18 protein-coding genes are annotated in these 22,879 nt (G+C 42.6%); 8 read left to right on the plus strand and 10 right to left on the minus strand.

Going from position 1 to position 22,879, the window contains the following annotated elements:
* Window positions 1–33: 33 nt before the first annotated feature.
* A complete protein-coding gene (locus WKF66_RS15390; protein WP_489675359.1) occupies window positions 34–1,338 on the minus strand; it encodes a glycoside hydrolase family 99 protein in 1,305 nt (434 codons plus the stop codon).
* Between the two features lie 128 nt (window positions 1,339–1,466).
* On the opposite strand from WKF66_RS15390, the gene WKF66_RS15395 reads away from it, so the two are divergent.
* The 4 genes from WKF66_RS15395 to WKF66_RS15410 are packed head-to-tail and all read left to right on the plus strand — an operon-like array spanning window position 1,467 to window position 5,839.
* Window positions 1,467–2,393 (plus strand): endonuclease/exonuclease/phosphatase family protein, encoded by a 927-nt coding sequence (locus WKF66_RS15395; RefSeq protein ID WP_489675360.1) that lies wholly within the window; start codon window positions 1,467–1,469, stop codon window positions 2,391–2,393.
* Window positions 2,390–3,058 carry a peptidylprolyl isomerase gene (locus tag WKF66_RS15400; protein WP_489675361.1) on the plus strand — a complete coding sequence of 223 codons (669 nt, stop codon included), beginning with the start codon at window positions 2,390–2,392 and terminating at the stop codon, window positions 3,056–3,058. The genes WKF66_RS15395 and WKF66_RS15400 overlap by 4 nt, the downstream gene beginning before the upstream one ends.
* Window positions 3,058–4,911, plus strand: a complete 1,854-nt coding sequence (locus tag WKF66_RS15405; protein ID WP_489675362.1) for a PAS domain-containing sensor histidine kinase — start codon at window positions 3,058–3,060, stop codon at window positions 4,909–4,911. Before WKF66_RS15400 ends, WKF66_RS15405 begins: the two co-directional genes overlap by 1 nt.
* Window positions 4,912–4,936: 25 nt before the next feature.
* Window positions 4,937–5,839, plus strand: coding sequence for an SMP-30/gluconolactonase/LRE family protein (locus WKF66_RS15410; RefSeq protein WP_489675363.1), 903 nt, complete (start codon window positions 4,937–4,939; stop codon window positions 5,837–5,839).
* Window positions 5,840–5,870: 31 nt separating this feature from the next.
* Here WKF66_RS15410 and WKF66_RS15415 read toward each other — a convergent pair whose 3' ends face one another.
* Together WKF66_RS15415 and WKF66_RS15420 are read right to left on the minus strand one after the other, a co-directional pair.
* Entirely contained in the window at window positions 5,871–7,058 is a 1,188-nt protein-coding gene (locus tag WKF66_RS15415) for an MFS transporter (protein ID WP_489675364.1), read from the minus strand.
* A gap of 21 nt (window positions 7,059–7,079) precedes the next feature.
* The gene (locus tag WKF66_RS15420) at window positions 7,080–8,981 is read right to left on the minus strand and encodes a GxGYxYP domain-containing protein (RefSeq protein WP_489675365.1); all 1,902 of its coding nucleotides are present in this window, start codon (window positions 8,979–8,981) and stop codon (window positions 7,080–7,082) included.
* 55 nt (window positions 8,982–9,036) lie between these two features.
* Here WKF66_RS15420 and WKF66_RS15425 point away from each other — a divergent pair, with 55 nt between their 5' ends.
* Window positions 9,037–10,872, plus strand: a complete 1,836-nt coding sequence (locus WKF66_RS15425; protein ID WP_489675366.1) for a hypothetical protein — start codon at window positions 9,037–9,039, stop codon at window positions 10,870–10,872.
* On the opposite strand, the gene WKF66_RS15430 is transcribed toward WKF66_RS15425, so the two are convergent.
* Together WKF66_RS15430 and WKF66_RS15435 are read right to left on the minus strand one after the other, a co-directional pair.
* The gene (locus WKF66_RS15430; protein WP_489675367.1) at window positions 10,864–12,639 is read right to left on the minus strand and encodes a T9SS type B sorting domain-containing protein; all 1,776 of its coding nucleotides are present in this window, start codon (window positions 12,637–12,639) and stop codon (window positions 10,864–10,866) included. The two genes, WKF66_RS15425 and WKF66_RS15430, sit on opposite strands and share 9 nt — an antisense overlap.
* 84 nt (window positions 12,640–12,723) lie before the next feature.
* Complete coding sequence (locus WKF66_RS15435; protein WP_489675368.1) at window positions 12,724–13,092, minus strand: hypothetical protein; 369 nt, start codon at window positions 13,090–13,092, stop codon at window positions 12,724–12,726.
* A 37-nt stretch (window positions 13,093–13,129) separates the two neighbouring features.
* Here WKF66_RS15435 and WKF66_RS15440 point away from each other — a divergent pair, with 37 nt between their 5' ends.
* Entirely contained in the window at window positions 13,130–13,252 is a 123-nt protein-coding gene (locus WKF66_RS15440; protein ID WP_489675369.1) for a hypothetical protein, read from the plus strand.
* On the opposite strand, the gene WKF66_RS15445 is transcribed toward WKF66_RS15440, so the two are convergent.
* Window positions 13,249–13,506 (minus strand): hypothetical protein, encoded by a 258-nt coding sequence (locus WKF66_RS15445; RefSeq protein WP_489675370.1) that lies wholly within the window; start codon window positions 13,504–13,506, stop codon window positions 13,249–13,251. The two genes, WKF66_RS15440 and WKF66_RS15445, sit on opposite strands and share 4 nt — an antisense overlap.
* A 117-nt stretch (window positions 13,507–13,623) precedes the next feature.
* On the opposite strand from WKF66_RS15445, the gene dinB reads away from it, so the two are divergent.
* A complete protein-coding gene (gene dinB, locus WKF66_RS15450) occupies window positions 13,624–14,679 on the plus strand; it encodes a DNA polymerase IV (protein WP_489675563.1) in 1,056 nt (351 codons plus the stop codon).
* 617 nt (window positions 14,680–15,296) lie between these two features.
* On the plus strand, window positions 15,297–16,019 hold the full coding sequence (locus WKF66_RS15455; protein ID WP_489675371.1) for a class I SAM-dependent methyltransferase: 723 nt from the start codon (window positions 15,297–15,299) through the stop codon (window positions 16,017–16,019).
* 39 nt (window positions 16,020–16,058) lie between these two features.
* Here WKF66_RS15455 and WKF66_RS15460 read toward each other — a convergent pair whose 3' ends face one another.
* The 4 genes from WKF66_RS15460 to WKF66_RS15475 all read right to left on the minus strand — a co-directional run bounded on the left by WKF66_RS15460 (window position 16,059) and on the right by WKF66_RS15475 (window position 22,874).
* Window positions 16,059–17,747 carry a protein-disulfide reductase DsbD family protein gene (locus WKF66_RS15460; protein WP_489675372.1) on the minus strand — a complete coding sequence of 563 codons (1,689 nt, stop codon included), beginning with the start codon at window positions 17,745–17,747 and terminating at the stop codon, window positions 16,059–16,061.
* A gap of 4 nt (window positions 17,748–17,751) precedes the next feature.
* On the minus strand, window positions 17,752–18,198 hold the full coding sequence (locus WKF66_RS15465) for a protein-disulfide reductase DsbD N-terminal domain-containing protein (protein ID WP_489675373.1): 447 nt from the start codon (window positions 18,196–18,198) through the stop codon (window positions 17,752–17,754).
* A gap of 103 nt (window positions 18,199–18,301) precedes the next feature.
* Window positions 18,302–19,711, minus strand: a complete 1,410-nt coding sequence (locus WKF66_RS15470; RefSeq protein ID WP_489675374.1) for an efflux transporter outer membrane subunit — start codon at window positions 19,709–19,711, stop codon at window positions 18,302–18,304.
* Entirely contained in the window at window positions 19,698–22,874 is a 3,177-nt protein-coding gene (locus tag WKF66_RS15475; protein WP_489675375.1) for an efflux RND transporter permease subunit, read from the minus strand. Before WKF66_RS15475 ends, WKF66_RS15470 begins: the two co-directional genes overlap by 14 nt.
* Between the last annotated feature and the right edge of the window lie 5 nt (window positions 22,875–22,879).

Here is a 22,879-nt window from a genome sequence, read left to right on the forward strand (position 1 = left end):
TTGTTAAAACTTCCTACTCGCATTCCCAAACAACTACTTAAGGGTTGGCAGTGGAACATCCATTCTGAACGGCACCTGCTTTCTTAACATTTTACCAGCATAGCCTGATAAATATAAATAGTAATCTGATGGAATATCTTCTTCAAAGGTAACAAAGGTGCTTGCTCCCTGCGGTGGTGTCTTAGAGATCTTAAAGACTGCGGTTCCTTCATCCACTTCATCGAACATCGCAATGTAAAGCATTTGAGCGCCATTGCTTACCGCACCTGCAATTTGTCTCCAGAAGAATCTACCCCGATCTCTGGGGATCTGATTGCTCGGTGATTTAGGATTCATATTGTGCCAACTAAAACCTGGAAAGACCACACCTACATATTCTATTCTTTCCTTAGTGCACCAGGCGATATCTTTCTTCTGAACCTCCGAATATTGCTCATACGCTTCTGCACTCGCATAACGTCCCACCGTCCATGGATGGACAATATCGACTTTCTTAATCAATTCATGTAGCGCAGGATTCTTCTCTGTATCGTTTCCAAACTCTCTCCAGTAGGTCGGGACGCCGAGCATCACTGAACAACCACCATAGACAGGGTCATTTTGTAGAAAATCCACCATCCTGGCAACGTCTTTAAGCGTATATTTTCTATTGTCATTGAACCCTACCCCCCATAATACAACCATTGGCTTACCATTGTGGTAGAGATAAGGCTGATCGTTACCCTGTTGCGTTATTTTCATGCTGTCGACCAGGTTCTTCCAATCGTTTATCAACACTGGAACGTCAACGCTGTCCCTGCAACCGGATAAATCATACATGACAGAAATGGCTCTTCCGTATTTACGTGCAGATTTCAAAGCGTTAGACAACACGGCATTAAAATGATGCCTTCCGGATCTTCCTCTAATCTCTGTAACAAAGCGTTGCATAAACACACCATCCAGGCCATATTCTTTCATCCATCTAAAATGTACATCTGAAGTAGAGGCGTCATGTGCACTCTGAAGAAAAGCCGGACTACCGTCGCTATTTAAAAAAGGAGTCTTATATACCTTTTTGTACTCAGTTGTTTCTGGCCAGAGATCAACATTAGTGTTCCCAGGTTCAAACTTCCCTTTATTAGTATAATGATACCAACCCCTACCTGCACCATCTTCGGGCGCATTATGCCAGCCTTGGTATCCGGCCATAACCAGTCCCTTATAGGACTTAAATTTAGCCGTCTTTGAGTGCCGAAGTTGCGCAATCGATCCTGCCGACGAAAATACCAGAACACTTAATAGCGTAAATGTAATAAGTGTGAAAGATCGCAGCGTATGGGCGAGATTGTCTTGCATAACTTCCAGTAGGTAGGTTGTTTAACAATATCATTAAAAAAAACCTGAATATATATAGAAACGACTATTTTTGGCTAACCCGACATTCTAAGTAATGTTGATACGGGGTGACTAATCATATCTGTTCTATGAAAATGACCAAGCTAATTGCAGTCCTACTGATTTTAATCAATGCTAACGCTGCCTTTGCGCAGGAGCTAAATGTAGCTACATTTAATATAAGGTATAAAAACAATGGAGATAAAAAAGACGGAAATGGCTGGGATCTGCGGGGACCGGTGATCGCCGACCTGATAAAATTCCATGACTTCGATATCTTTGGTGCTCAGGAAGTTTTGCATGAACAACTGACCGACCTTTCCAATAGCCTTCCAGAGTATGAACACCTGGGCGTTGGTCGGGATAACGGTAAAGAAGCAGGTGAGTATGCACCCATATTTTTCAAGAAGTCAAAGTTCAAATTATTAAATAACGGACATTTCTGGCTATCGGAGAAGACAGAAACACCTAACAAAGGTTGGGATGCCGCTTTACCTCGTATATGCACATGGGGCCAGTTTCAGGATGTTGCTTCAGGACTTAAATTTTATTTCTTCAATACACATTTCGACCATGTTGGAGTTAAGGCAAGACGGGAAAGTTCGAAGTTGATCTTGAGAAAGATAAAGGAGCTTGCAGGAGAGGAACCGACTATTCTAACAGGTGATTTTAATGTGGATCAGAACGATGAAAGCTTTAGCATATTAAGTGGCTCTGCTTTGAAGGACGCTTATAGAACCACTCAAATCAAGTATGCAACAAACGGAACCTTTAACCGCTTCGATCCTTCAGCGATGACAGACAGCCGCATAGATCATATATTTTTATCCAATTGCGCTGTTGTTAAGCGTTACGGCATCTTAACTGATACCTATAGAACGCCAGCGGCCAAAGAGGAAAACGTTAACACAAATGGTAACTTTCCAAAAGAGCTGAAACTTAAAGCTTTTGAGGCCCGACTACCGTCGGATCATTTCCCTGTGATGATCGTTGTTGAACTCCAGAAATGCAAATGAAAGCTTTAAAGGCAATTGCACTTTTCATCTTAATGTCTACTTGCGCGGCTGCGCAGCGTAGTTACGTGGAGTTCAGCACCACCAAAGGAAACATTGTTATAATGCTTTACGACAAAACGCCTAAGCATAAAAAGATGTTTTTAAATGAAGTGCGAAAAGGAACCTATAAGCAGGCTCAATTCAACAGGGTTATAAAAGACTTCGTGAGCCAGGCAGGCGAACTAGATGAGCCTATTTTGGCTGAAGAAAAATTACACCCCGAGCAAACACCGCTTAGATTGCCTGCAGAGATTGACAGCAACCTGATTCATAAGCGAGGCGCATTGGGTGCCGGAAGGGATGATAATCCAGCGAAAAGCTCCTACTTTAATCAAATCTACCTCGTTTCCGGGAAAGTTTGGACAGATGAACAACTTGACGAATTAGAAAAGAAAACAGGCAGGAAAATGTCTTCAGAAACCCGCGAGATTTATAAAACTAAGGGAGGTATTCCACGGCTTGATTATGATTATACTATTTTCGGAGAGGTCGTGGTCGGTCTGGATGTTGCAGAGCAGATCAATAAGGCACAAACGGACAAACAAGACGTGCCTATAGAATCAATTGTTTTTAATGCCAGGGTATTAAGCAAACGCGATATAAAAGCGGCAAAGAGATTGAAATAATGAACCATCAACTAGACTTATATAAGAAAGCTGCTGAACTCGCGAAAATTGGAATATGGGAACTCGACCTGGCAAGCAATGTTGTGTTTTGGGATTTTATCACCAAACAACTTTTCGAAACTCCTGAAAACTACACTCCTACTATTCAAGAAGCGCTATCGTTCTATGTACCCGTATTCATGACGGACACCATTGAGGATCAAATGAAGAACCTGATTGCAACTGGCGAGGCAATGTCTAGCCAGTTTCAGATTAAGACAGCAAAGGGAAATTTTAAATGGGTTGAAATGCATTCACAAGCTGAGTTCTTAGGCGAACAATGCATCAAGCTCGTTGGTACGCTACAGGACATTACTCCTCAGAGACGGTTGATCGAAAAACTGGAGTTGAATCACAATAAGTTCCAGACTGCCTTTGACCATGCACCCATAGGTATGGCATTGGTCTCTCTAGAAGGGAATTGGATTGAAGTTAACAGCAGTCTTTGTGCTATTCTTGACTATTCGCGGGACGAGTTTATGAAACTCACTTTCCAAAGCATTACCCATCCAGAAGACCTAGCAGAAGATCTTGCACATGTAAAACGCCTAATAAAGGGCGAAGCTGATACTTATGCCATGAGCAAGCGCTTTGTCCACAAAGATGGCCACGTTGTGTGGATTTCGTTGACTGTAGCCATTGTAAGAAGTCCTGATGCAAAGCCCTTGTACTTCATATCCCAGTTGAAAGACATTACCGAACGGATAAAGAATTCCGAGCGACTCCAAAAAGAAAGGCAGCGACTAAACAATGTCATCGAAAGTACTCAAATCGCAACCTGGGAATGGAATGTTGCAATAGACAAGATAACAAACGACAGCAGATGCTTCAATATGATCGGCTTTGAAGTGGGAGAAATCCCTATTCACAACATTGATGCAATGTTTAAGCGATTACATCCCGAAGACGTTCAGTCCGTAAATCTTAGCATGAATGACTGTTTTACCAAAAAAACAGACTATTACCAGTGTGAGTACCGCGTGCGTCACAAAGATGACAGCTGGGTTTGGATACTAAGCAATGGTAAAGTAATCAAATGGTCGGTTGACGATAAGCCATTGGTTATGCTTGGGACTTTAGAAGACATCTCAAAACGTAAACAACTTGAAGAAGTCCAATTGAAGACAATGGCGATCATTAGTGATCAGAATAAACGTTTGATTAACTTCGCACACATCGTTTCTCACAATTTGAGGTCACACGCCGGGAACTTTCAAATGTTACTGGAACTTTTGGAAATGGAAAAGGACGAAAAAGAGAAAGGCCACATGCTTACCCTGTTAAGGCAGAATGCAGACAATCTTTTTGAAACGATTGCAAACCTGAATGAAATTGTAAGCTTCCAACTTAATGATAAAAAGCAAACCAAGGCCATAAACTTAAAGGAACAAATAAAAAAGACACTGACCGCGATCAGGGCATTAGCGGAAAAGCAGCGGGCAGAATTCAGAATATTCGTGGATACAGATCTACACATTAATTATAATCCAGCCTACCTGGAAAGCATACTCCTCAACTTTTTTACCAATGCAATAAAATATAAACACCCAGAACGCGATCCAAGAATCAAGATAAGCGCCTTTGTTGATGATGGCAGGGTTATCCTGGAGATAAAGGACAACGGAATTGGGATTGACCTTGAGCAACACGGAAAGAAATTATTCGGTATGTACAAGACCTTCCATGAGCATGCAGACGCGAGGGGCATCGGACTATTTATCACTAAAAATCAAGTTGAAGCTCTCGGTGGAACGATTTCTGTGGATAGCGAGGTTGGTATAGGTACTACTTTTAAGTTATCTTTATTGAATTAGTTACATATTTACCAAATATCAACCCATGAAACTTAAGTCTTTTTTATTAACCATTCTGACTGCTTCCTCTGCCCTTTCTTATACTTTTGCGCAGAGCGACAGCAATACGCCGACGCTCTTCAATCCCGATGACCTTGAAAAGGTATCAACTAATTATGCCTTTACTGAAGGTTGCTCGGCTGATAAAGACGGAAATGTATTCTTTACCGACCAACCAAATGATAAGGTCTGGAAATTTGGAACTGACGGAAAAGTCACCTTATTCCTTGAGAAAACTGGCCGTGCAAACGGCACCTTCTTTGACAAGAAAGGCAACCTGATCCTTTGTGCAGATGAAAAAGGAGAACTTTGGTCGGTAGATAAAAAAGGTAAGGCAAAAGTAATTGCTAAAAGTTTCGAAGGCAAACAACTGAACGGGCCTAACGACCTATGGATTGATCCAGCGGGAAATACCTTTATCACAGACCCTTATTATCAGCGCGAATACTGGACAAGGCAAACAGCAGAAATCCCACACCAAAGCGTTTATATAATTCCTAAAGGCAGTAACAAAATTATACTTGCTGCAGACAGTTTAAATCAACCAAACGGAATTGTTGGCTCCCCTGATGGCAAGTACCTATATATAGCCGATGCTGGGGCGGGTAAAATATATAGATATACCATTGGAGAAAAAGGAAAGCTGTCGGCTAAGCGGCTTTTAATCAACCGTGGTTCTGATGGGATGACCCTAGATAATAAAGGAAATATCTACCTTACCGGAAATGGCATCACAATCTACACCAGTGAAGGTCAACAGATCGCACAAATTAAAGTGCCTGAAGGCACCTCGAATGTGTGTTTTGGTGGTAAAGAGAAGAACATCCTGTTTATAACCGCAAGAACGTCGCTATATACGATCCCAATGTCTGTTAAGGGTGTTGAATAAAACGTTCTAAAGAATTCTAAACTCCGCTTTGTTATTCGGTAGTCCTATTCTGTAAACTGCGTTTCCAGTAAAGCATGTAAAGCAATGCGATAAAAGTGATTGCTGCAGAGGCGTATAATATGTTGGGTATCATGCTGATCACATCCTGATAGAACCAACCTGCGGTCAGCGCCCCCAGGCCAATTCCCGCCTCTAGAAAGATATACATAGTTGCCACCGCTTTACCCCTATGGTGAGGATCACTTAGATCTATTGTCCAAGCGTTTAGTGCAGGTGAAAGGATTCCCGTGCCTATTCCGTAAAATATCGCTCCAATAAACAGTCCCATCTGGCTTTCGTTAAAACCAATGACAATCAATGATATACAGAGAATGGCCAGTCCGGCAATGGTAACATTCAACCGTCCATGCTTGTCTGAAACCTTACCTGCTAAAAATCTGATCAGCAATGAGGCGATGGTGAAGATCATAAAGAAAATACCTTTATTAACCAGTCCAAGATGACCACCCCAATCTGGAATCAGCGTCAATATTGCGCCATAACCAATATAGGAAAGCAGCGTTACGATTGCAGCCGGAAGCACTTTTACGTCAATGATATCACGTTTAGACAGCTTGAAAGCATCAAGACTGAGCTTTTGCTTATCTTTCAAAGTCTCCTTCATGTTCATCAATATAATGATAGACATTAAGGCAAAGAGTGATGAACAATAGAACAATACGTTGATGGAATAGGTGCCGCTGATGTAACTTCCTATCGCAGGACCAATTGCCATGCCCGTACTAAAACAAAGGCCGTGGATTCCAAGTGCCTCACCCCAGCGCTCCCTTGGAACAATATCGGCCACATATGCGGAGGTAGCCGTAGGTTTGAACCCGGTAGAAAACCCGTGAATAAGCCTCAGAAATAAAAAGCCTGAAACACTAGTCAGGACTGGATATAAGAACCCGCATAGGAAACAAACCACAGAACCGACTGCCATGACCGGGACACGACCAATAGTATCGGTTAGCTTGCCACTAAAAGGTCTTGAAATTCCTGCTGTAAGTGTGAATAAGGCGATGATCAAACCCTTATATTCTGCCCCTCCAAGCGTCGTCAGGTATTCCGGCAAATCGGGAATGAGCATATTGAAACTTGCCGAAAAAAGTAATGAACTTAAGCAAAGTAGCAGAAATGATAAATTTAAAATCGGGTCTTTGGGAGGGGAAGCTGTCATTGAAGCCTCAAAAGTACTTATTTAATTGATTTTCCCTGCAGCTGCTGCCGTGTTTTCCTTTAACCAAATTCTGTAGAGTTCAAAGAAAGTCGCTGCATCCAAAAGCTCTACTTCAGGGTTGCTCTTCTTCAATTCTGCCATAACGGCCACGTACCATCCCGGATCTTTTAATATGTTTCTAAACCAATGGAAGTGAACAGGCCTGTTCCTGATGCGGTTATGAATTGCAGTCGCTGCCTCTGCAGGATTCCCTTGGTTAATGTCTGCATCAGCACGTAAAACCGGCATATCTCCGTGTAAAAAAGTTAGCGGAGTTTTTTGAGGCACAATCCCATTTGGACTAAACTTAGCGTAAGCGTCAAAGCCTCTTTCATTTAAGCCAGGCGCCTGTCCATCAATGATGAATCCACTTATGGTGAGGTCCCATTTTCTATAATATGGAATATTGTGTTTAACCCAGGCATCCAGCCCGTCAGCTAATCCTGATATTGGTCTTGGAGCTTGTAACATACCTGGCATCAAATAACCAGCACCGTTATCTGCAGCGGCAAAATAATCGTTTGGCGAGGCACTTTCCCGCAGATAAGCCAAAGCCATCGGAACACGTTCCTGTAATACCGGACTGATACTCCACATCAAAGGAAGCTTCCCCCGATCTTTACTATCCCACAAATATGGTGTCATCTGCGACACCCATGAGGAAGCGTCGTAATCCCCCACATAAAAGATCATAAAATCACGACCTTTAAAATCAACCTTCCCCTCAGCACTGAGATACCCCCTCCTCTTTAGGTCGGTCTCCGTTACCCATTTCTGTTCGTACTTAGCCTTTAATGGAAAATGTTGCCAGAACGAGGAGTTGGCCAAGGCCCCGTAACCGATAGCATCTGCGTCTTTGAAGGCATTATAGGCACTGATGATGCGTGAATATTCCCATTCCGTTGGAACATCATCATGACTGCCACCGGCATGTTTAGTGTATTTAAATGCCCAGGGCGGGAAGCCACCTAAATAGGCAAATGTCTGTCCTTTATTCTGCTTATATGCTGCCAGCAACAACTCTTTTAGCGTGTTGAGGTCAGTACCAACTTTCTGAGAAGGCTCATCTGTAGCTGCCTCATCGCCCCAGGGACTCAAGTCAAAGAAAAAGCCTTTCTTACTTACAAAGAAATCGTGATTGGAAAGCGTGTGGTGGTTCCTGCCGGCCACTTGCGGCTTGTTAAGCCATTCCTGATCTATATAATATGCACCATACCTTGTATTACATCTTCCTGTTTTCATATACTTTTCCAGAAACCATAAGTACGCATCATTCTTAGGCGATCCTGTAGAAGCTCTTTTTGTTCCGGGAATCGTTCCTGTACCTTTGAATAGAGACGACCCATCCCAATTAATTAACCATGCTTTAACGCGAAGCATGGGCCCACCCATTACTAGCCTTGAATACAAACTATTAGGATCTTTATCGTACCTAACGGCTATCAGATTTTCTATCCCGGAAACAGATGAAGCTACGTTGCTGGTCGCCGCCACTTTGGGATCATAAACTACTACGCCATTGATCTGGTTCTTGTAAGCATTGACTACTTCGATGATGTCTTTAAAAACCACGGTGTCCCTCCCTTGAAGCCACTTACCTTGTTTGCGGTACCTATTCCACCAGTATTGATCAATGTTTACAGCACCGTTTTCGACGAACTTAATATACAACTGCGGACTATTACGATTTACAATTCCTTGTAAGGTTGCGATTAAATGTACATCTTCCCAAGCGGTCTTTAGCTGTTGGGGATCTTTTAAGTCTGAGACCAGCGTATACTTCAAATCAAATATGCCAATTGGGCTTTTACGCTGTGCGATAGCCAAAAATGGAGGCAATAATAGCAGTAAAAGGAAGCCGAATCTTGTATATACATGTTTCATTAAAAGCCAAGATAACAGATTTATGTTTAGGATTATACTGTATATTTAGAAATCCATGATCACTGCTACAAAGATTTACCGGCTAGCCTCCTGCTTGTTATTAATACTCGTTACTTTTCAATCATCGGGGCAAGACCTAAGAAAATTACCAACCAATTCTATTTCTTCGTCCAGTTCTGCTGGCACCTGGTATGCCACGGATGGCTTTGGAAGAAAGATCGATCCTGCTTTATACCCTTTGGAAAAAGCGGGCAAATATGTAGGAATATTCTACTTTGTATGGCAGGGCGCACATGGTTACGATCAGCACCAGGCAGGTGCGGCCGACGGTGGTGTGATGGCAAAAAAGCCTTCGGATACATTGAGTCCTTATGATATCACTCAAATGTTAAAAAAAGATCCGCTCAATCCAAAGTACGGACCCATTCATGCATTCCACCACTGGGGTGAGCCCTACTTTGGTTATTACCTGGCAGATGATGAGTGGGTAATTAGAAAACACGCACAACTTTTATCTGACGCTGGAGTAGACGTCATTATTCTGGATGCCACAAATGCTGCAATCTATCTTCCGCAGGTTACAAAAATTGCAACTGTATATGCCAAGTTAAGAGCTTCAGGAATCAGTACGCCGTCCATCTCGTTTATCGTCAATAGTGTAGCAAAACAAACAGTTAATCAGCTATATCAGCAAATTTATGCAAAAGGTTTATTCAAAGAGCTGTGGTTTAACTGGAAAGGAAAGCCGCTACTTCTTTGTCCCCCTGAGGCACTGGATGAAGCGCAAAGCCAGTTCTTCTCCAGCAGACAATCCTGGGCATGGACTAAGAAGCAGGAATGGTTCGGAGATGGAAAAGATAAATGGCCCTGGCTGGATCACTATCCGCAAAATTACGGCTGGCATGAGTCAAAAGATAAACCGGAGCAGGTTAGTGTTAGCGTCGCACAGCATCCCATGTCGAACATCGGCAGAAGCTTTCAGGATGGTTTTGAGCCGAAAGTCAAACAAACTGAAAAAGGGCTTTACTTTCAGGAACAATGGAACCGCGCCTTGGCTGTCGACCCGGAATTCATATTTGTGACAGGCTGGAATGAATGGGTTGCGATGCGCTTTGATGATGGCGCATCCGCGAGCTTTCTTGGCAAGAAGATAAATAAAGGCGAAACCTACTTTGTAGATTTATATAACGCGGAGTTTAGCAGAGACGCAGAGCCGGAAAAAGGCGAAACGCAAGACCACTACTATTATCAATTGGCCGATAACATCCGTAAGTTTAAGGGCGTTAAAAAGTCTGTAGCAGAACATAGAAAACATCGCATAACGATTGATGGTAGGTTCTCTGACTGGCGTAAAGTGGGAGCACAATACAAGGATGATGCTGGCGACACTTATCACAGAAAGCACCCCGGATGGGGCCGGATTGTACAATATGTGAACACTTCCGGAAGGAACGATATCGTCGAGTGTAAAGTCAGTTCGGACAATTCCCATCTCTACTTTTATGTAAAAACGAATGACGCAATGAGTACTTGGGATGACGCAGACTGGATGCAACTGTTTATTTCTGTCGAAGGCGCTAAAAGCGCTGGTTGGCTTGGCTTCCAATATGTTCTTAATTCGAAAGTATTGAATGATAAAACCACTTCTTTACACCGATTGACTGGAACTGCAAGCGAACTTTTAAAGGCACAGCTTAATTACCGAAAAAGCGGAAATGAGATGGAGGTTGCAATCCCTCTCAAATGCCTTGACATTAAGGGCCCTACTTTTTCAATCAATTTTAAGTGGGCAGACAATTGTCAACTGGCCGGTGATCCAATGCACTGGATGGATAATGGTGATGCAGCGCCCAATGGCAGGTTTACTTATCACTACCAGTCATTACCTTAAAAGAGTGATGCTGCCAGTAAAGGGGTTGCATTCGTTCGTTAGTTTAATGACGTAATAATAGACCCCTGAAGGCAGGTCGTTACCGTCTTTCTTTCCATCAAATGAACGGGTCGTCTCTGTACTCTGATAAACAATGACGCCATATCTGTTGAAGATCTTAACATCAGCAGTGTTATAAATTTCAATACCTTTAAGTACCCAGGTATCATTAGTGCCGTCATTATTGGGCGTGAACGATGAAGGAATCTTTATAGCCACCTCACCGACCGAAACCTTAAAAGCGGTTCTTGGGCTTTCACAGGAACCTTTGCCTAACGCACCATAATACGTCATATTATCTTGTACGTTAAGCATGAAGTTCTTGCCCGTACTTTCATAGATCAGTTTGCCATTTTGATCATAAATTCGATACAACGGGGCGGTTTCAGCGAAACTTATTAATATATCAGTGGCAGAACAGACAAATTTATCAGCTAAAACCGGTGCCAGTAATTGAGTTTCAATGTTCTGAACAGTATAAGAAAAGGATTTCGAACAAGCAGGATTTCGGATGGTTAAAACATACTCCCCTGAGCTGACGTTTCTTAGATCAGGATTAGTAGAAATTTCCTTGCCGCTGGCATCCGTCCATGAATATCGAATGCCTGATGCAATCACCCTTGCTCCTAGTATGCTCCCCTTAGACAAGTTGCAACTGTCGTTTTGTATCACAGGCACTGAAGACATCACAATTGGCTGGTCCCCCGCCTTAACATGGAACGGTCCCAGGGTCTCCTGACAACCGAAGTCGTTAGACAAAATGAGCTCGTAGTATCCTTCTTTGACGTTGATCATATCCAAGGTGGTGGCCACTGTGTTTCCGTTAACATCAATCCACCTAAAAGAAGTTGCATTCGTTTTGACTCCTGTAATTCCTCCATTTGGCAACTCACAATCTGCGTTCTTGGACACAAACGAAGTTGTGGAACTGGTCAGTGGGTTTCTTTGCTTAACTTCTATTTCCGCTGAAACCGCTTCACACTCACCGGTGCTGAGCCTGGCAGTTAAACGGTATTTTCCAGCGGGAGCATTCCTTAGATCTAACTCATTACTCACCGCTACTCCGGCAGAGTTTCTCCAGATATAGGTAAGTGACCCGGGATCCGTCGATGTAACAGTCACCCCTAAAATGGAACCATCAGGGGACAAACATCCTGAGGTTGCAACTACTTCCCGACTTCGATCAATGATAGGTCTGGCAGATGCAGCTTTAATCCTTATTCTCGCTTTATTGGAAGAGCAACCATTAGCATCGGTTACTGTCAGAAAATATTGTCCGGCTGGTAAGTTTATGAACTCTGTAGAACCGACAGGTCTTCCAGTTGCATTTTCCCATTGATAGCTTGATATAGTAGTGGTCGAAAATACATCCGCACGGACCCGCAGAAAGGTCTGATCGCAAGGGATAACTAAATCATCCTGACTGGCCGCATTTGGATAGGCTTGTAAAACTGGGATGGTTAAAGTGTAAGGATCGCTGCCGTTAACCCGGTAAGTAAGCGTGTAGTTCCCGGCTGGAAGATTGCTGATTTGTCTTAAAGAACCCCGGGAAGTGCCTGAAGCGTCTACCCATGACAAAATAAAACCAGCACCTTTATTTTGCTTTAAAGTGATGGAACCATTTGCCATGCAAGAAGCATCAACTACTGTAAAATCAGATATAATAAGAGGATCCTCAAAGGTTGCGATTTTCCAGGTAGCACCCCTTACATTGACGAATATCAACACGCATAACGTTAAAAGTATGCTACACCTGGAAATCATTTATATTGCTCGGTTAGAAACTACAATATAAAAAATAGTTTCAAGAACTTATTTCTTAAGTCTGTTGATATACTTCACGAGGCGCCCGCCTAATTTCGCACCTGTCTTGCTTGAAATAAAAGTAACTGCCGCCTTTGTGATGAAACCTGAGCCTTTAAAGATTGTTTTATTCAGGATAATTGGCAAGGCCAATGAAAGTATCTTACCTGAAAGCATAGCGCTGCTGTCTGGCTTTTTTAGGCTTATATTCAAAACTGGCTCTGGCTTTCTTTTAATCAAATTACTTAACGAGAAGTCTTGTACATAGGACTTTGAATCCATTAAAACCGCTTCGGCATGCATATCTGACTCCGCCAATAAAGCCATCTGTCTGGCCTTAAGTCCGTTCAAGTCATTAATCTCATATTTATTTTTCATATAAACTATTTTTTTTACCTTCATCAAAAATTAAAACATGGAAAATCAGCAATCTGCCCAGGGACTTCAAACGCTAATCATACTATTAATTGTAGTTGCAATTATCATCTGCACAGCGTTTTATCTTTCTTTTATTAAAAAGAACAACTCGGGGCACTAGTGTACGTCACCTGCTTCTAAGAGTTCTACTTGTTCACCAATTTGGTCAACCAGGCGCTGTTCAATGTCGTCCTTTGTAATCCAGTACCTTTTGCCAGCTGTTTCAGTGCTTGTAATATGTCCTGTTCTCTCTCCATTTATATATACCACATAATCCCCTTCTTTAGGTACTTCAACGCGTACCGCGTGAGGCTCTGCGTTAATATCTAAAGTAAACTCGTAAGGGTTAAGGTCTTTTTCTTGCGTATTTTCCATTGCTATCAGTGTTTATTGCTCTAAAACAACGACTTTCGCCTATTGTTTCAATGGAAGAAAGCGCGACTCACAACTTATCCTTAAATTTAGCTGTTGAGAAAGATAATCCATATTGATATGGACGCATTCTATGCATCGGTAGAACAGCGTGATTTTCCTGAGTACAGAGGAAAGCCAATTGTTGTTGGAGGTTCCCCTGAAGGACGCGGAGTAGTGGCTACTGCAAGTTACGAAGCAAGGAAGTTTGGCATTAAATCAGCGATGCCTTCAAGACAAGCGCAGCAGCTTTGTCCACAAGTTTTATTTGTGAGACCGAGGTTCGATGCCTACAAGGCAGCTTCGGTAGCCATCCGGGAAATCTTTAGTCGTTTCACCGATCTGATCGAACCCTTATCACTGGATGAGGCCTATTTAGATGTTACAAATGACAAATTAGCGATTGGTTCTGCGCTGGACATCGCGAAAATGATAAAGCAAGCCATTAAAGAAGAGTTGAATTTAACAGCATCTGCTGGGGTATCTTCCAATAAATTCGTAGCTAAGATAGCTTCAGATATGAATAAGCCTGATGGCCTTACTTTTATTGGGCCATCAAAGATTGAAGCATTTATGGAGGCCTTGCCTGTCGAAAAGTTCTTTGGTGTAGGTAAAGTGACTGCAAAGAAGATGAAAAGCATGCATCTCCATACAGGTGGCGACTTAAAGCAACTTTCGGAACAGGTGCTTACAACCTATTTTGGTAAGTCGGGCAAATTCTATTATCGAATCGTTCGCGGTATAGATGAACGCCCCGTTCAGCCCTTCCGTGAGACGAAATCGCTTGCGGCAGAAGATACGTTTGAACATGATCTGATTTCTCCCGAAGAGATGCATACGGAGCTAAAAAAGCTGGCTGAAAAAGTTACGTTGAGGTTAGAGAAACAAAATCTAAAAGGTAGAACGGTGACGCTTAAATTGAAATTTAGTGACTTTAAGCAAATTACCAGAAATCTTTCTTTACCTGAGCCGGTCTACAAGTACGATGAAATTTTCGGCACCGCTGTACAGTTGTTGGAAAATGTTGATCTGTTTGAAAAGTCGGTCAGGCTTTTAGGGATCTCCATTTCGAATTTCAATGACGTTCCAAACCATCCGCGATCGGGTGATCCCTACCAATTGCTCTTATTTGAATAACAGAGTTTAGTCTGAACCTGTGTGTTTTCACAGTTGATGCGTACAAGAGCAATGTTTAGGTTTACTCCTAGTCATCCGTTACTTGTTTCATACGTAGCAACCCCTAAATCCCTCTCAATAAAGGCAAAGATTAAACGTGAAAACGGCTTACATCTTTGCTTATTTCTTTTTATCTCTTTCCATCATTCGCGTAACCCGATTAAAGTACCTGGTCCAGCACTAACAGCGGACTCACTGCGATATAACAGGGGATTCATTGGGAAAAGGCCCCCCTTTTCCCAATGAGTGCGCTCTGATATACCTAGGAGTTCCCTAGTTGTTCTTTATTAAACCGGCGGTTTAATAAAGATATTAAATACTTGTTTTGAGGCAGATATCCATATAAATCATTAGGTTATGTCATTTAATTTTCGTATCTTGTAAGTATAAGTATTTATTGATCTAGGCCTAAATTGTAACTTATAGTGGGAGATTTGTTGAAAGGAAATCATTCAGTTTCTATTTTGCTTAACTACAAATTAACGCAAGAAGCTTATGAATGTTCGCTGAGAAGCGTGCAAGATCGTTCGTTGACGTATTAAATTATTATGTAATTTTGGACATAAAGAATACAATCCATGGATGAGCGATTTAACAATAAGGCATCAAATGAAGAGATCAGGGATCGGTTTGATAAAGATGTAGCCCGTTTCTCAAATCTTGACACTGGTCAATTAACTACGCTTGATGCAGCACTTACTATGGAACTGTGCACGGATGCAGCGAAGGCCGTTACTCCAGCTGCAAAGAATTTGTTAGACATTGGTTGTGGAGCAGGAAACTATACCTTGAAAATGCTTACCAAGATCCCTGACCTAAATTGTACATTGAACGACCTAAGTTCAGCGATGTTAGATAAGGCGAAGGAGCGTGTAAGCCCGGAAACTGCAGGAAGTGTGCGCACCATACAGTTAGACATGCGGGAACTGGATTTGGGAACAGAATCCTTTGATATCGTTCTTGCCGCTGCCACGCTGCACCATTTGCGTGACGATCAGGACTGGACAAACGTTTTCAGCAAGATCTATCAGGCATTGACGCCAGGAGGAAGTTTCTGGATCTCAGACCTCATCAGTCATGATAGTGAAGTGCTGAACGAACTCTTTAAAACGCATTATGGTAAATACATAGAAAGTCTTGGCGGACCGGAATACCGACAGAAAGTTTTCGATTATATCGCCTACGAGGATACGCCAAGGTCAATCGAATACCAACTCGCTTTAATGAAAAGCGTAGGTTTCAAAAACGTCGAGATACTTCACAAAAACTTATGTTTTGCTGCGTTTGGTGGTGTAAAGTAGAAAACAGAGCGATTAAGCGCCATATATCTAGCTTAACGGCTACTTCCCGACTGTATTTGCGTAAGCATCCAAACCACTTTGTAGAAACATCGCATAATCGCTTGCATTAAAGATCGCACCTTGCGGTGTAACCAATGGCTTCAAATCATGACCTGCCAATACATAAAACGGTTGTGAATTGGTGTTGTAATTTGTCGCCTGGAAATCTGCATTCCACCAGCCCAGGTCGTCCGTCTTGTGTTTCAAAATCTTTGAATAATGGATCTTATCTGCTGGCATCTTGGTCTTACGCTCATCAACATACAATTGAATCAAAACGTATTTCTTGATTAGATTGCCTACTTCAGGCTTGATCCAAACATTGTCCTCCATCTTGCGACAGTTCACACAGGCCCAGCCTGTAAAGTCGATCATTACCGGTTTATTGACTTTCTTGGCATAGGCCAGTCCTTCTTCCAGGTCAAAGAAAGGCGTAAAGCCAACAGGCTTTTTAAACACCTTGTCGTATTTTACTTCCGTTGGAAAATTGGTATCTGCAGGAGCTGAAGCTGAGCCACCTGGAGTGAGGATGAAGTCCTGGGTATTCATTGGTGGCGCTAAACCACTTAATACGCTAACAGGCGCTCCCCATAAACCGGGGATCATGTAAATTGCAAATGCGAAGGAGAACATAGCTAAAAATAATCTTGGAACAGATACAAAAGGTAAATCACTATCATGTGAGAATTTCAGTTTTCCCAGCAGGTAAAAGCCCATCAACAGGAAGATCACGATCCACAGGACCAGGAAAACCTCTCTATCAAACCATTCCCAGTGCCATACCAGATCTGCGGCAGAAAGGAACTTCAAAGCGAAAGCAAGTTCAAGGAAACCAAGGCATACTTTAACGCTATTCAGCCATCCGCCTGATTTAGGCATGGAACTTAGAAAGCCCGGGAAGATCGCCGAAATGGTGAATGGTAGTGATAGTGCTAAAGCAAAGCCAAACATGCCCACTGCCGGACCTAACAACGTTCCTTTGGAGCTGGCCTCCACAAGTAAGGTACCGATAATTGGACCTGTACAAGAAAAGGAAACCAGGGCCAGTGAAGCCGCCATAAAGAAGATACCGCCTAAACCTTTACTGGTATCGGCTTTCTGGTCTATTTTATTAACAAAAGCACTTGGTAATGTGATTTCAAAAGCGCCAAAGAAAGAAATCGCAAAAGTGACCAGAACAAGAAAAAAGAAGAAGTTAAACAGGCCACTGGAACTAAAAGCGTTCAAACCTGCGGAACCAAACAATACCGTGATCAGCAAACCAAAAGCAACATAGATCACAATGATAGAAAGGCCGTAGATCATGGCCTGACCTATACCCTTTTGCTTACTGCCTGCACGCTTGGTAAAATAACTGATTGTCAAAGGTACCATTGGAAAGATACAAGGCATAATGAAGGCTAAAAAGCCGCCTATTAATCCGGCAATGAAAGTTTGCCAAAGGGTTTTCTGAGCCTCTTGTTTTAATGAAAGTGGCTTTACTTCCGCTCTATCCTGACTGTCTGAGACAACTGTTGTGCTAGCTTCCGCTACCGTATCAGTGCTGGTTGTATCTGCAACGATCTCCGTAAATTCATCATTTGATATCGTTGTATCCGTTTGCGAAAAAACGGTAGAAGTGCTACCTAAAAAAAAGAGTACCCCGATAAGGAGCACTCTAAATGTATTTTTGAAATGTAATGTGATCATTGTATTAGCTTACCGGGATTGAAAACTCAACTGTCTCTGGAGGTAAACATTGATGGTCATCACAGACCATAAATTCTACGGATCCTTTAATAACAGTTTTGCCACCTACCAGCTTCACTTTTTGTTGAAAGGTAACCGACTTCTCAAAAAAAGCAACATTCATATCAAAGGTCTTCTCAAATTTACTGATCGGCTTTGGCTCAACAGTTTTACCTACCAAAGAAAAAGCTTTTGCAGGCTTGAAGCTGAATGAAGTTTTAATCGGACCACCATCCGGAACAGTCTGAGAATAGATATGCCATCCATTATCAATCGTTGCTCTGATCAGAAGAGTTGCTTCAGTTTTTGAAGTTTTCTTAGCTAAATAACTCCATTTAACCGGCTTTAATATTTGGCTGCTAGCTGTGAAGCTGAACATAACGCCTAACGCAATTAAAAATAAATTCTTCATGTGTTGCTTATAAGTATCTGCGCAAACTTACGTAATTACTTCTATTTCCGTTTCCAATTCACCGTCAGCTTTACAAAATTTACCTACAGTTTATAATCGACGCCTAGCTCCCACCACCCAAAGCACGGTAAAGTTCTACAGCAGCGGAGAGTTCTGCAGCCTTAACAGAAGCAAGCTCCAACTCACTTTGTAAAGAATTACTTTGTGCAGTGATGACTTCAAGGTAAGTCGCCATACCGTTTTTAAACAGCAGATTTGCGTTTCTAACTGCTGTTTGAAGGGTAACTACTCGTTGTTGAGATAAATCAAACTGCTGTTTCAATTTGTCAATTTTCACCAGTTCATCAGATACTTCTCCAAGAGCTACCAGAACAGACTGACGAAATTGTATGACTACACGCTCCCTGTCAATTACAGCCAGGTCATATTGAGTTTTCAATTGCTTTCTCTGGAATAACGGTTGAGCAATACCTCCGGCCACATTACCAAACAAGGATGCAGGAATAGTGAACCAGTTACTTGCCTTTAACGAGTTCAATCCACCATTAGCCGTTATGGTTAGCGAAGGGTACATCCCTGCTTTGGTGATTCCAACCCTGCCATTTGCAACATGCAAAGCAAGTTCTGCAACACGAACATCGGGCCTGGTTGCCACCATTTCTGAGGGTACACCGGCCGACAAGTGTTCTGGCACAGACAGGCTCTCCAATTTTGAGCTGCGTGAGATCGCACCCGGGACTTTACCTGTCAATATGCTCAACGCATTTTCCTGCAACACGATAGCTTGTTCCAGTCTGGGAATGATGCTTGCTGCAACTAACCGCTGTGCCTCTGCTTGTTGAATCGCTAGTGAAGTAACTTGTCCGGCATCAAACTGTAAGCGGATCATGTTTAGCGTACTGTCATTAAGTGCCAGGTTTCTTTGGGCAACCCTCATTTGGGCATCCATCATAAGCAATTGATAAAAGCCCTGAGCAACGTTAGCAACAATTCGGGTTTGCACTGCTTTCTTTACTTCAGCAGATTGCAAGTAGCTAGCGTAAGCCGCTTGTTTCTGACTTCTGATCTTTCCCCAGATATCAGCTTCCCAACTCAGACCTAGAACCGCGTTGTAGTCTTCAATATGTTTGGTACCTAAAAACTGACTGGTACTTAATCCGTTTAAGCTGTTATCAGATGGACGGTTTGAACTTGCGCTGATCAGGAGGTTAACAGCAGGAAGATTCCCCAATCTGCTTTGTTTAAATAATTGTTCTGCTGATTCTATGTTCTTTAGTGCCACCTGAATATCCAGGTTTCTGAGCAAAGCAGTGTCTATGAGACGAAGGATATCCTCGTCTTTGAAAAACTCTCTGATTTTTAACGTTGCAATGCTGCTGCCTTCGGTTGCTGCCGCCCCACGGTAAACTTCGGGGGCAGCATTTGCAGGCGCAACAACATCTTTAGAGACTTTACATCCTTCTAAGATCAAAAGAGAAGCAATAAAGATGTATATTATATTATGCGATTTCATGAACGGGTTCTTTAACATGGTGTGCGTGATTTACTGATTTTAAGTGCATTGGCTTAATCTTTTCTTGCAAATATTGAAAGATGATAAATAGTACCGGAATGATTAACAAGCCCAGTATTACTCCCGAAATCATTCCTCCGGCAGCGCCGATACTAATAGAGTGATTTCCCTGAGCCGACGGTCCGGATGCATTCATCATTGGAATCAATCCGACTACGAAGGCCAGTGAAGTCATGATGATTGGTCTTAACCTCAGTTTTGATGCTTCGAGTGCAGCTGCTACCAAGGGCTGACCAGCTCGTCTTCTTTGAACAGCAAACTCAATAATCAAAATCGCGTTCTTGGCAAGCAAACCGATGAGCATGATCAAAGCGACCTGGACATAGATATTGTTTACAATACCAGTTAAGCCGATTGCGACGAAGACTCCGAAGACTCCGACAGGGATAGAAAAGATAACCGCTAAAGGCAATATATAACTCTCATACTGAGCGGCCAGCAAGAAGTAGATAAAGGTTAAACACAATAAGAAGATAACGGTCGATTGTCCACCTGAAGATATCTCTTCTCTGGTTTGTCCTGAAAACTCCTGTACAAAGCCTGATGGCAATTTAGAAGCCACTTCCTGAATAGCTTTAATGGCATCACCGGAGCTGTAACCAGGTTTCGGGATGGCATTAATTTGAATTGAATTAAACAGGTTATATCTGGACACGGTCTCAGAACCGTAGATGCGGTTAAGTTTTACCAGTGTTTTGATGGGCACCATTTCTCCTGTTTTGTTGCGAACAAACACCCTGTCTATGGAAGTTGGATCAGCACGATCAGCCACATCTGCCTGAACAATTACACGGTAGTATTTACCGAATCTGTTGAAGTCTGAGGCCTGCGCACTTCCGAAATAGGTTTGCATCGTTTGCAAAATATCTTTGATACTTACGCCCAATTGGTTGGCTTTTTCGTCATTGATCTCCAATTGCAATTGCGGGTAATCGGCTTTGAAACTAGTAAATGCATAAGCGATTTCAGGACGCTTCATGAGGTCGCCAATGAATCCATTTGCGATACCACTGAAGTTATCAAGCTTACCACCTGTTTTGTCTTGTAAAACAAGGTCAAGTGCTTCCACATTACTGAAACCCGGAACTGTAGGAAAACTAAAGACGAAGAATTGTCCACCGGTAATACTGCCTAGCTTAGCGCGGACCTGCTCCATGATGGCGTCAATATTCTTGACCTCACCACGATCCTCTGTAGGCTTCAAAAGAACGAAGACTACGGCAGAAGAAGGACTGGTAGAGTTGGTAAGCAAGTTGAAACCAGAGATAGCAGTCACAAACCGTGATGCAGGCAGCTCATTCAGCTTTGTTTCTGCATCTGTCATGACCTTTTGAGTTCCATTAAGAGAAGTTCCGGAGGGCGTAGACACAGATATGGCGATAAATCCTTGATCTTCTGTAGGAATGAAACCTGCAGGAGTAGTGTTTACCATCCAAATTGTTGCGAGGGTAATTACTGCCAATCCGCCCAAACTAACCCATTTATTCTTGATCAGGAATTTCAGCGCACCAACATAGCGGTTAGTAAGTGAGTCAAAGCTTCTGTTAAACCCAGAGAAGAATTTCTCTGAAAACGTCTGCTTTCTCTCGCCTTTACTTGCATGATTGTTTTTTAAAAATAAGGCAGCAAGCGCTGGACTAAGCGTTAGCGCGTTAACAGCGGAGATGACAATGGCTATTGCCATAGTAAAAGCAAACTGCCTGTAAAACACACCTGTTGAACCTTCCATAAACCCGACCGGTAAGAACACTGCGGCCATGACGAGGGTGATGGAAATAATTGCACCTGTAATCTCATGCATGGCTTCGGTGGTCGCCTGCTTAGCGTCCATGTGCGAATGCTCCATTTTAGCATGGACGGCCTCCACTACCACAATCGCATCATCCACTACAATACCTATAGCAAGGATTAAAGCGAACAAGGTTAACAGGTTGATAGAGAAGCCAAATAACTGCATAAAGAAGAAGGTACCTAAAATTGCTACCGGAACTGCTATGGCAGGAATCAGCGTAGATCTGAAATCCTGAAGGAAGATAAATACAACAACAAACACCAATAGGAAAGCTTCCAGTAGCGTGTGTTTAACCTGGTCGATAGATTGATCCAATGCTACTTTAGTGCTGTAGAATATATTATGCTTAATGCCAGTGGGGAAATCTTTCGCCGACTTTTCCATCAGCTTGTTGATGGCAATCTGAATCTCGTTTGAGTTGGAACCGGCAAGCTGAATCACTCCAATAACGATACCTTTTTTACCGTTTAAACGAGTTAAACTAGAGTAAGAATAAGCACCAAATTCAATTCTCGCCACATCTTTCAATCGCAATACAGAACCATCTTGATTCGCACGAATAGCGATGTTCTCATATTCTTCAGGTTTGGTAAGCTTTCCTTTGTATTTGATTACATATTCAAAAACCTCGTTACTTTTTTCACCAAATCTTCCCGGTGCCGCTTCCAAACTTTTATCCTTAATGGCGCCCATCACTTCATCAGGCGTTACCTGATAGGTAGACATTTGTGTAGGGTTCAACCACACCCGCATAGAGTAATCTTTAACACCTCCAAATATGTTCGCTGCACCAACTCCAGGGATACGTTTGATCTCTGGAATAATGTTGATTTGGGCATAATTCGCAACGAAGGTCTGGTCGTACTTTGACTCGTCTTCAGTGAACATACCGATAGCCATAATAAAGCTATTCTGTTGTTTGGCAGTGATTACACCTTGCTGCACAACTTCTGCCGGAAGCTGACTGGTAGCTTGTGCCACCCTATTCTGAACGTTCACAGCAGCCTGATCCGGATCAGTACCCAGTTTAAAGAATACGGTAATCGCCAGGGAACCATCATTACTGGCTGTAGAACTCATGTAACTCATGTTTTCTACTCCATTGATCGATTCTTCGAGTGAAGGTGCAACCGATCTTAGCACGGTTTCAGCATTGGCACCAGGGTAAACCGCAGTCACCAATACGGAAGGTGGAGCAATGTCTGGAAACTGTTGTAAGGGTAATTTTGAGAGGCCAAGTATACCGAGTATGACCAGTAAAATGGATATAACTGTGGCCAATACAGGCCTCTGTATGAATATTTTAAACATTACGA

Source organism: Pedobacter sp. (genome assembly GCF_037719805.1).
GTDB lineage: Bacteria > Bacteroidota > Bacteroidia > Sphingobacteriales > Sphingobacteriaceae > Pedobacter.

Excerpts from the sequence above, each read along its gene's own strand:
- WKF66_RS15390 (WP_489675359.1), bottom strand. The coding sequence starts at position 1,338 with ATGCAAGACAATCTCGCCCATACGCTGCGATCTTTCACACTTATTACA.
- WKF66_RS15395 (WP_489675360.1), top strand. The coding sequence starts at position 1,467 with ATGAAAATGACCAAGCTAATTGCAGTCCTACTGATTTTAATCAATGCT.
- WKF66_RS15400 (WP_489675361.1), top strand. The coding sequence starts at position 2,390 with ATGAAAGCTTTAAAGGCAATTGCACTTTTCATCTTAATGTCTACTTGC.
- WKF66_RS15405 (WP_489675362.1), top strand. The coding sequence starts at position 3,058 with ATGAACCATCAACTAGACTTATATAAGAAAGCTGCTGAACTCGCGAAA.
- WKF66_RS15410 (WP_489675363.1), top strand. The coding sequence starts at position 4,937 with ATGAAACTTAAGTCTTTTTTATTAACCATTCTGACTGCTTCCTCTGCC.
- WKF66_RS15415 (WP_489675364.1), bottom strand. The coding sequence starts at position 7,058 with ATGACAGCTTCCCCTCCCAAAGACCCGATTTTAAATTTATCATTTCTG.
- WKF66_RS15420 (WP_489675365.1), bottom strand. The coding sequence starts at position 8,981 with ATGAAACATGTATATACAAGATTCGGCTTCCTTTTACTGCTATTATTG.
- WKF66_RS15425 (WP_489675366.1), top strand. The coding sequence starts at position 9,037 with ATGATCACTGCTACAAAGATTTACCGGCTAGCCTCCTGCTTGTTATTA.
- WKF66_RS15435 (WP_489675368.1), bottom strand. The coding sequence starts at position 13,092 with ATGAAAAATAAATATGAGATTAATGACTTGAACGGACTTAAGGCCAGA.
- WKF66_RS15440 (WP_489675369.1), top strand. The coding sequence starts at position 13,130 with ATGGAAAATCAGCAATCTGCCCAGGGACTTCAAACGCTAATCATACTA.
- WKF66_RS15445 (WP_489675370.1), bottom strand. The coding sequence starts at position 13,506 with ATGGAAAATACGCAAGAAAAAGACCTTAACCCTTACGAGTTTACTTTA.
- dinB (WP_489675563.1), top strand. The coding sequence starts at position 13,624 with ATGGACGCATTCTATGCATCGGTAGAACAGCGTGATTTTCCTGAGTAC.
- WKF66_RS15455 (WP_489675371.1), top strand. The coding sequence starts at position 15,297 with ATGGATGAGCGATTTAACAATAAGGCATCAAATGAAGAGATCAGGGAT.
- WKF66_RS15460 (WP_489675372.1), bottom strand. The coding sequence starts at position 17,747 with ATGATCACATTACATTTCAAAAATACATTTAGAGTGCTCCTTATCGGG.
- WKF66_RS15465 (WP_489675373.1), bottom strand. The coding sequence starts at position 18,198 with ATGAAGAATTTATTTTTAATTGCGTTAGGCGTTATGTTCAGCTTCACA.
- WKF66_RS15470 (WP_489675374.1), bottom strand. The coding sequence starts at position 19,711 with ATGAAATCGCATAATATAATATACATCTTTATTGCTTCTCTTTTGATC.
- WKF66_RS15475 (WP_489675375.1), bottom strand. The coding sequence starts at position 22,874 with ATGTTTAAAATATTCATACAGAGGCCTGTATTGGCCACAGTTATATCC.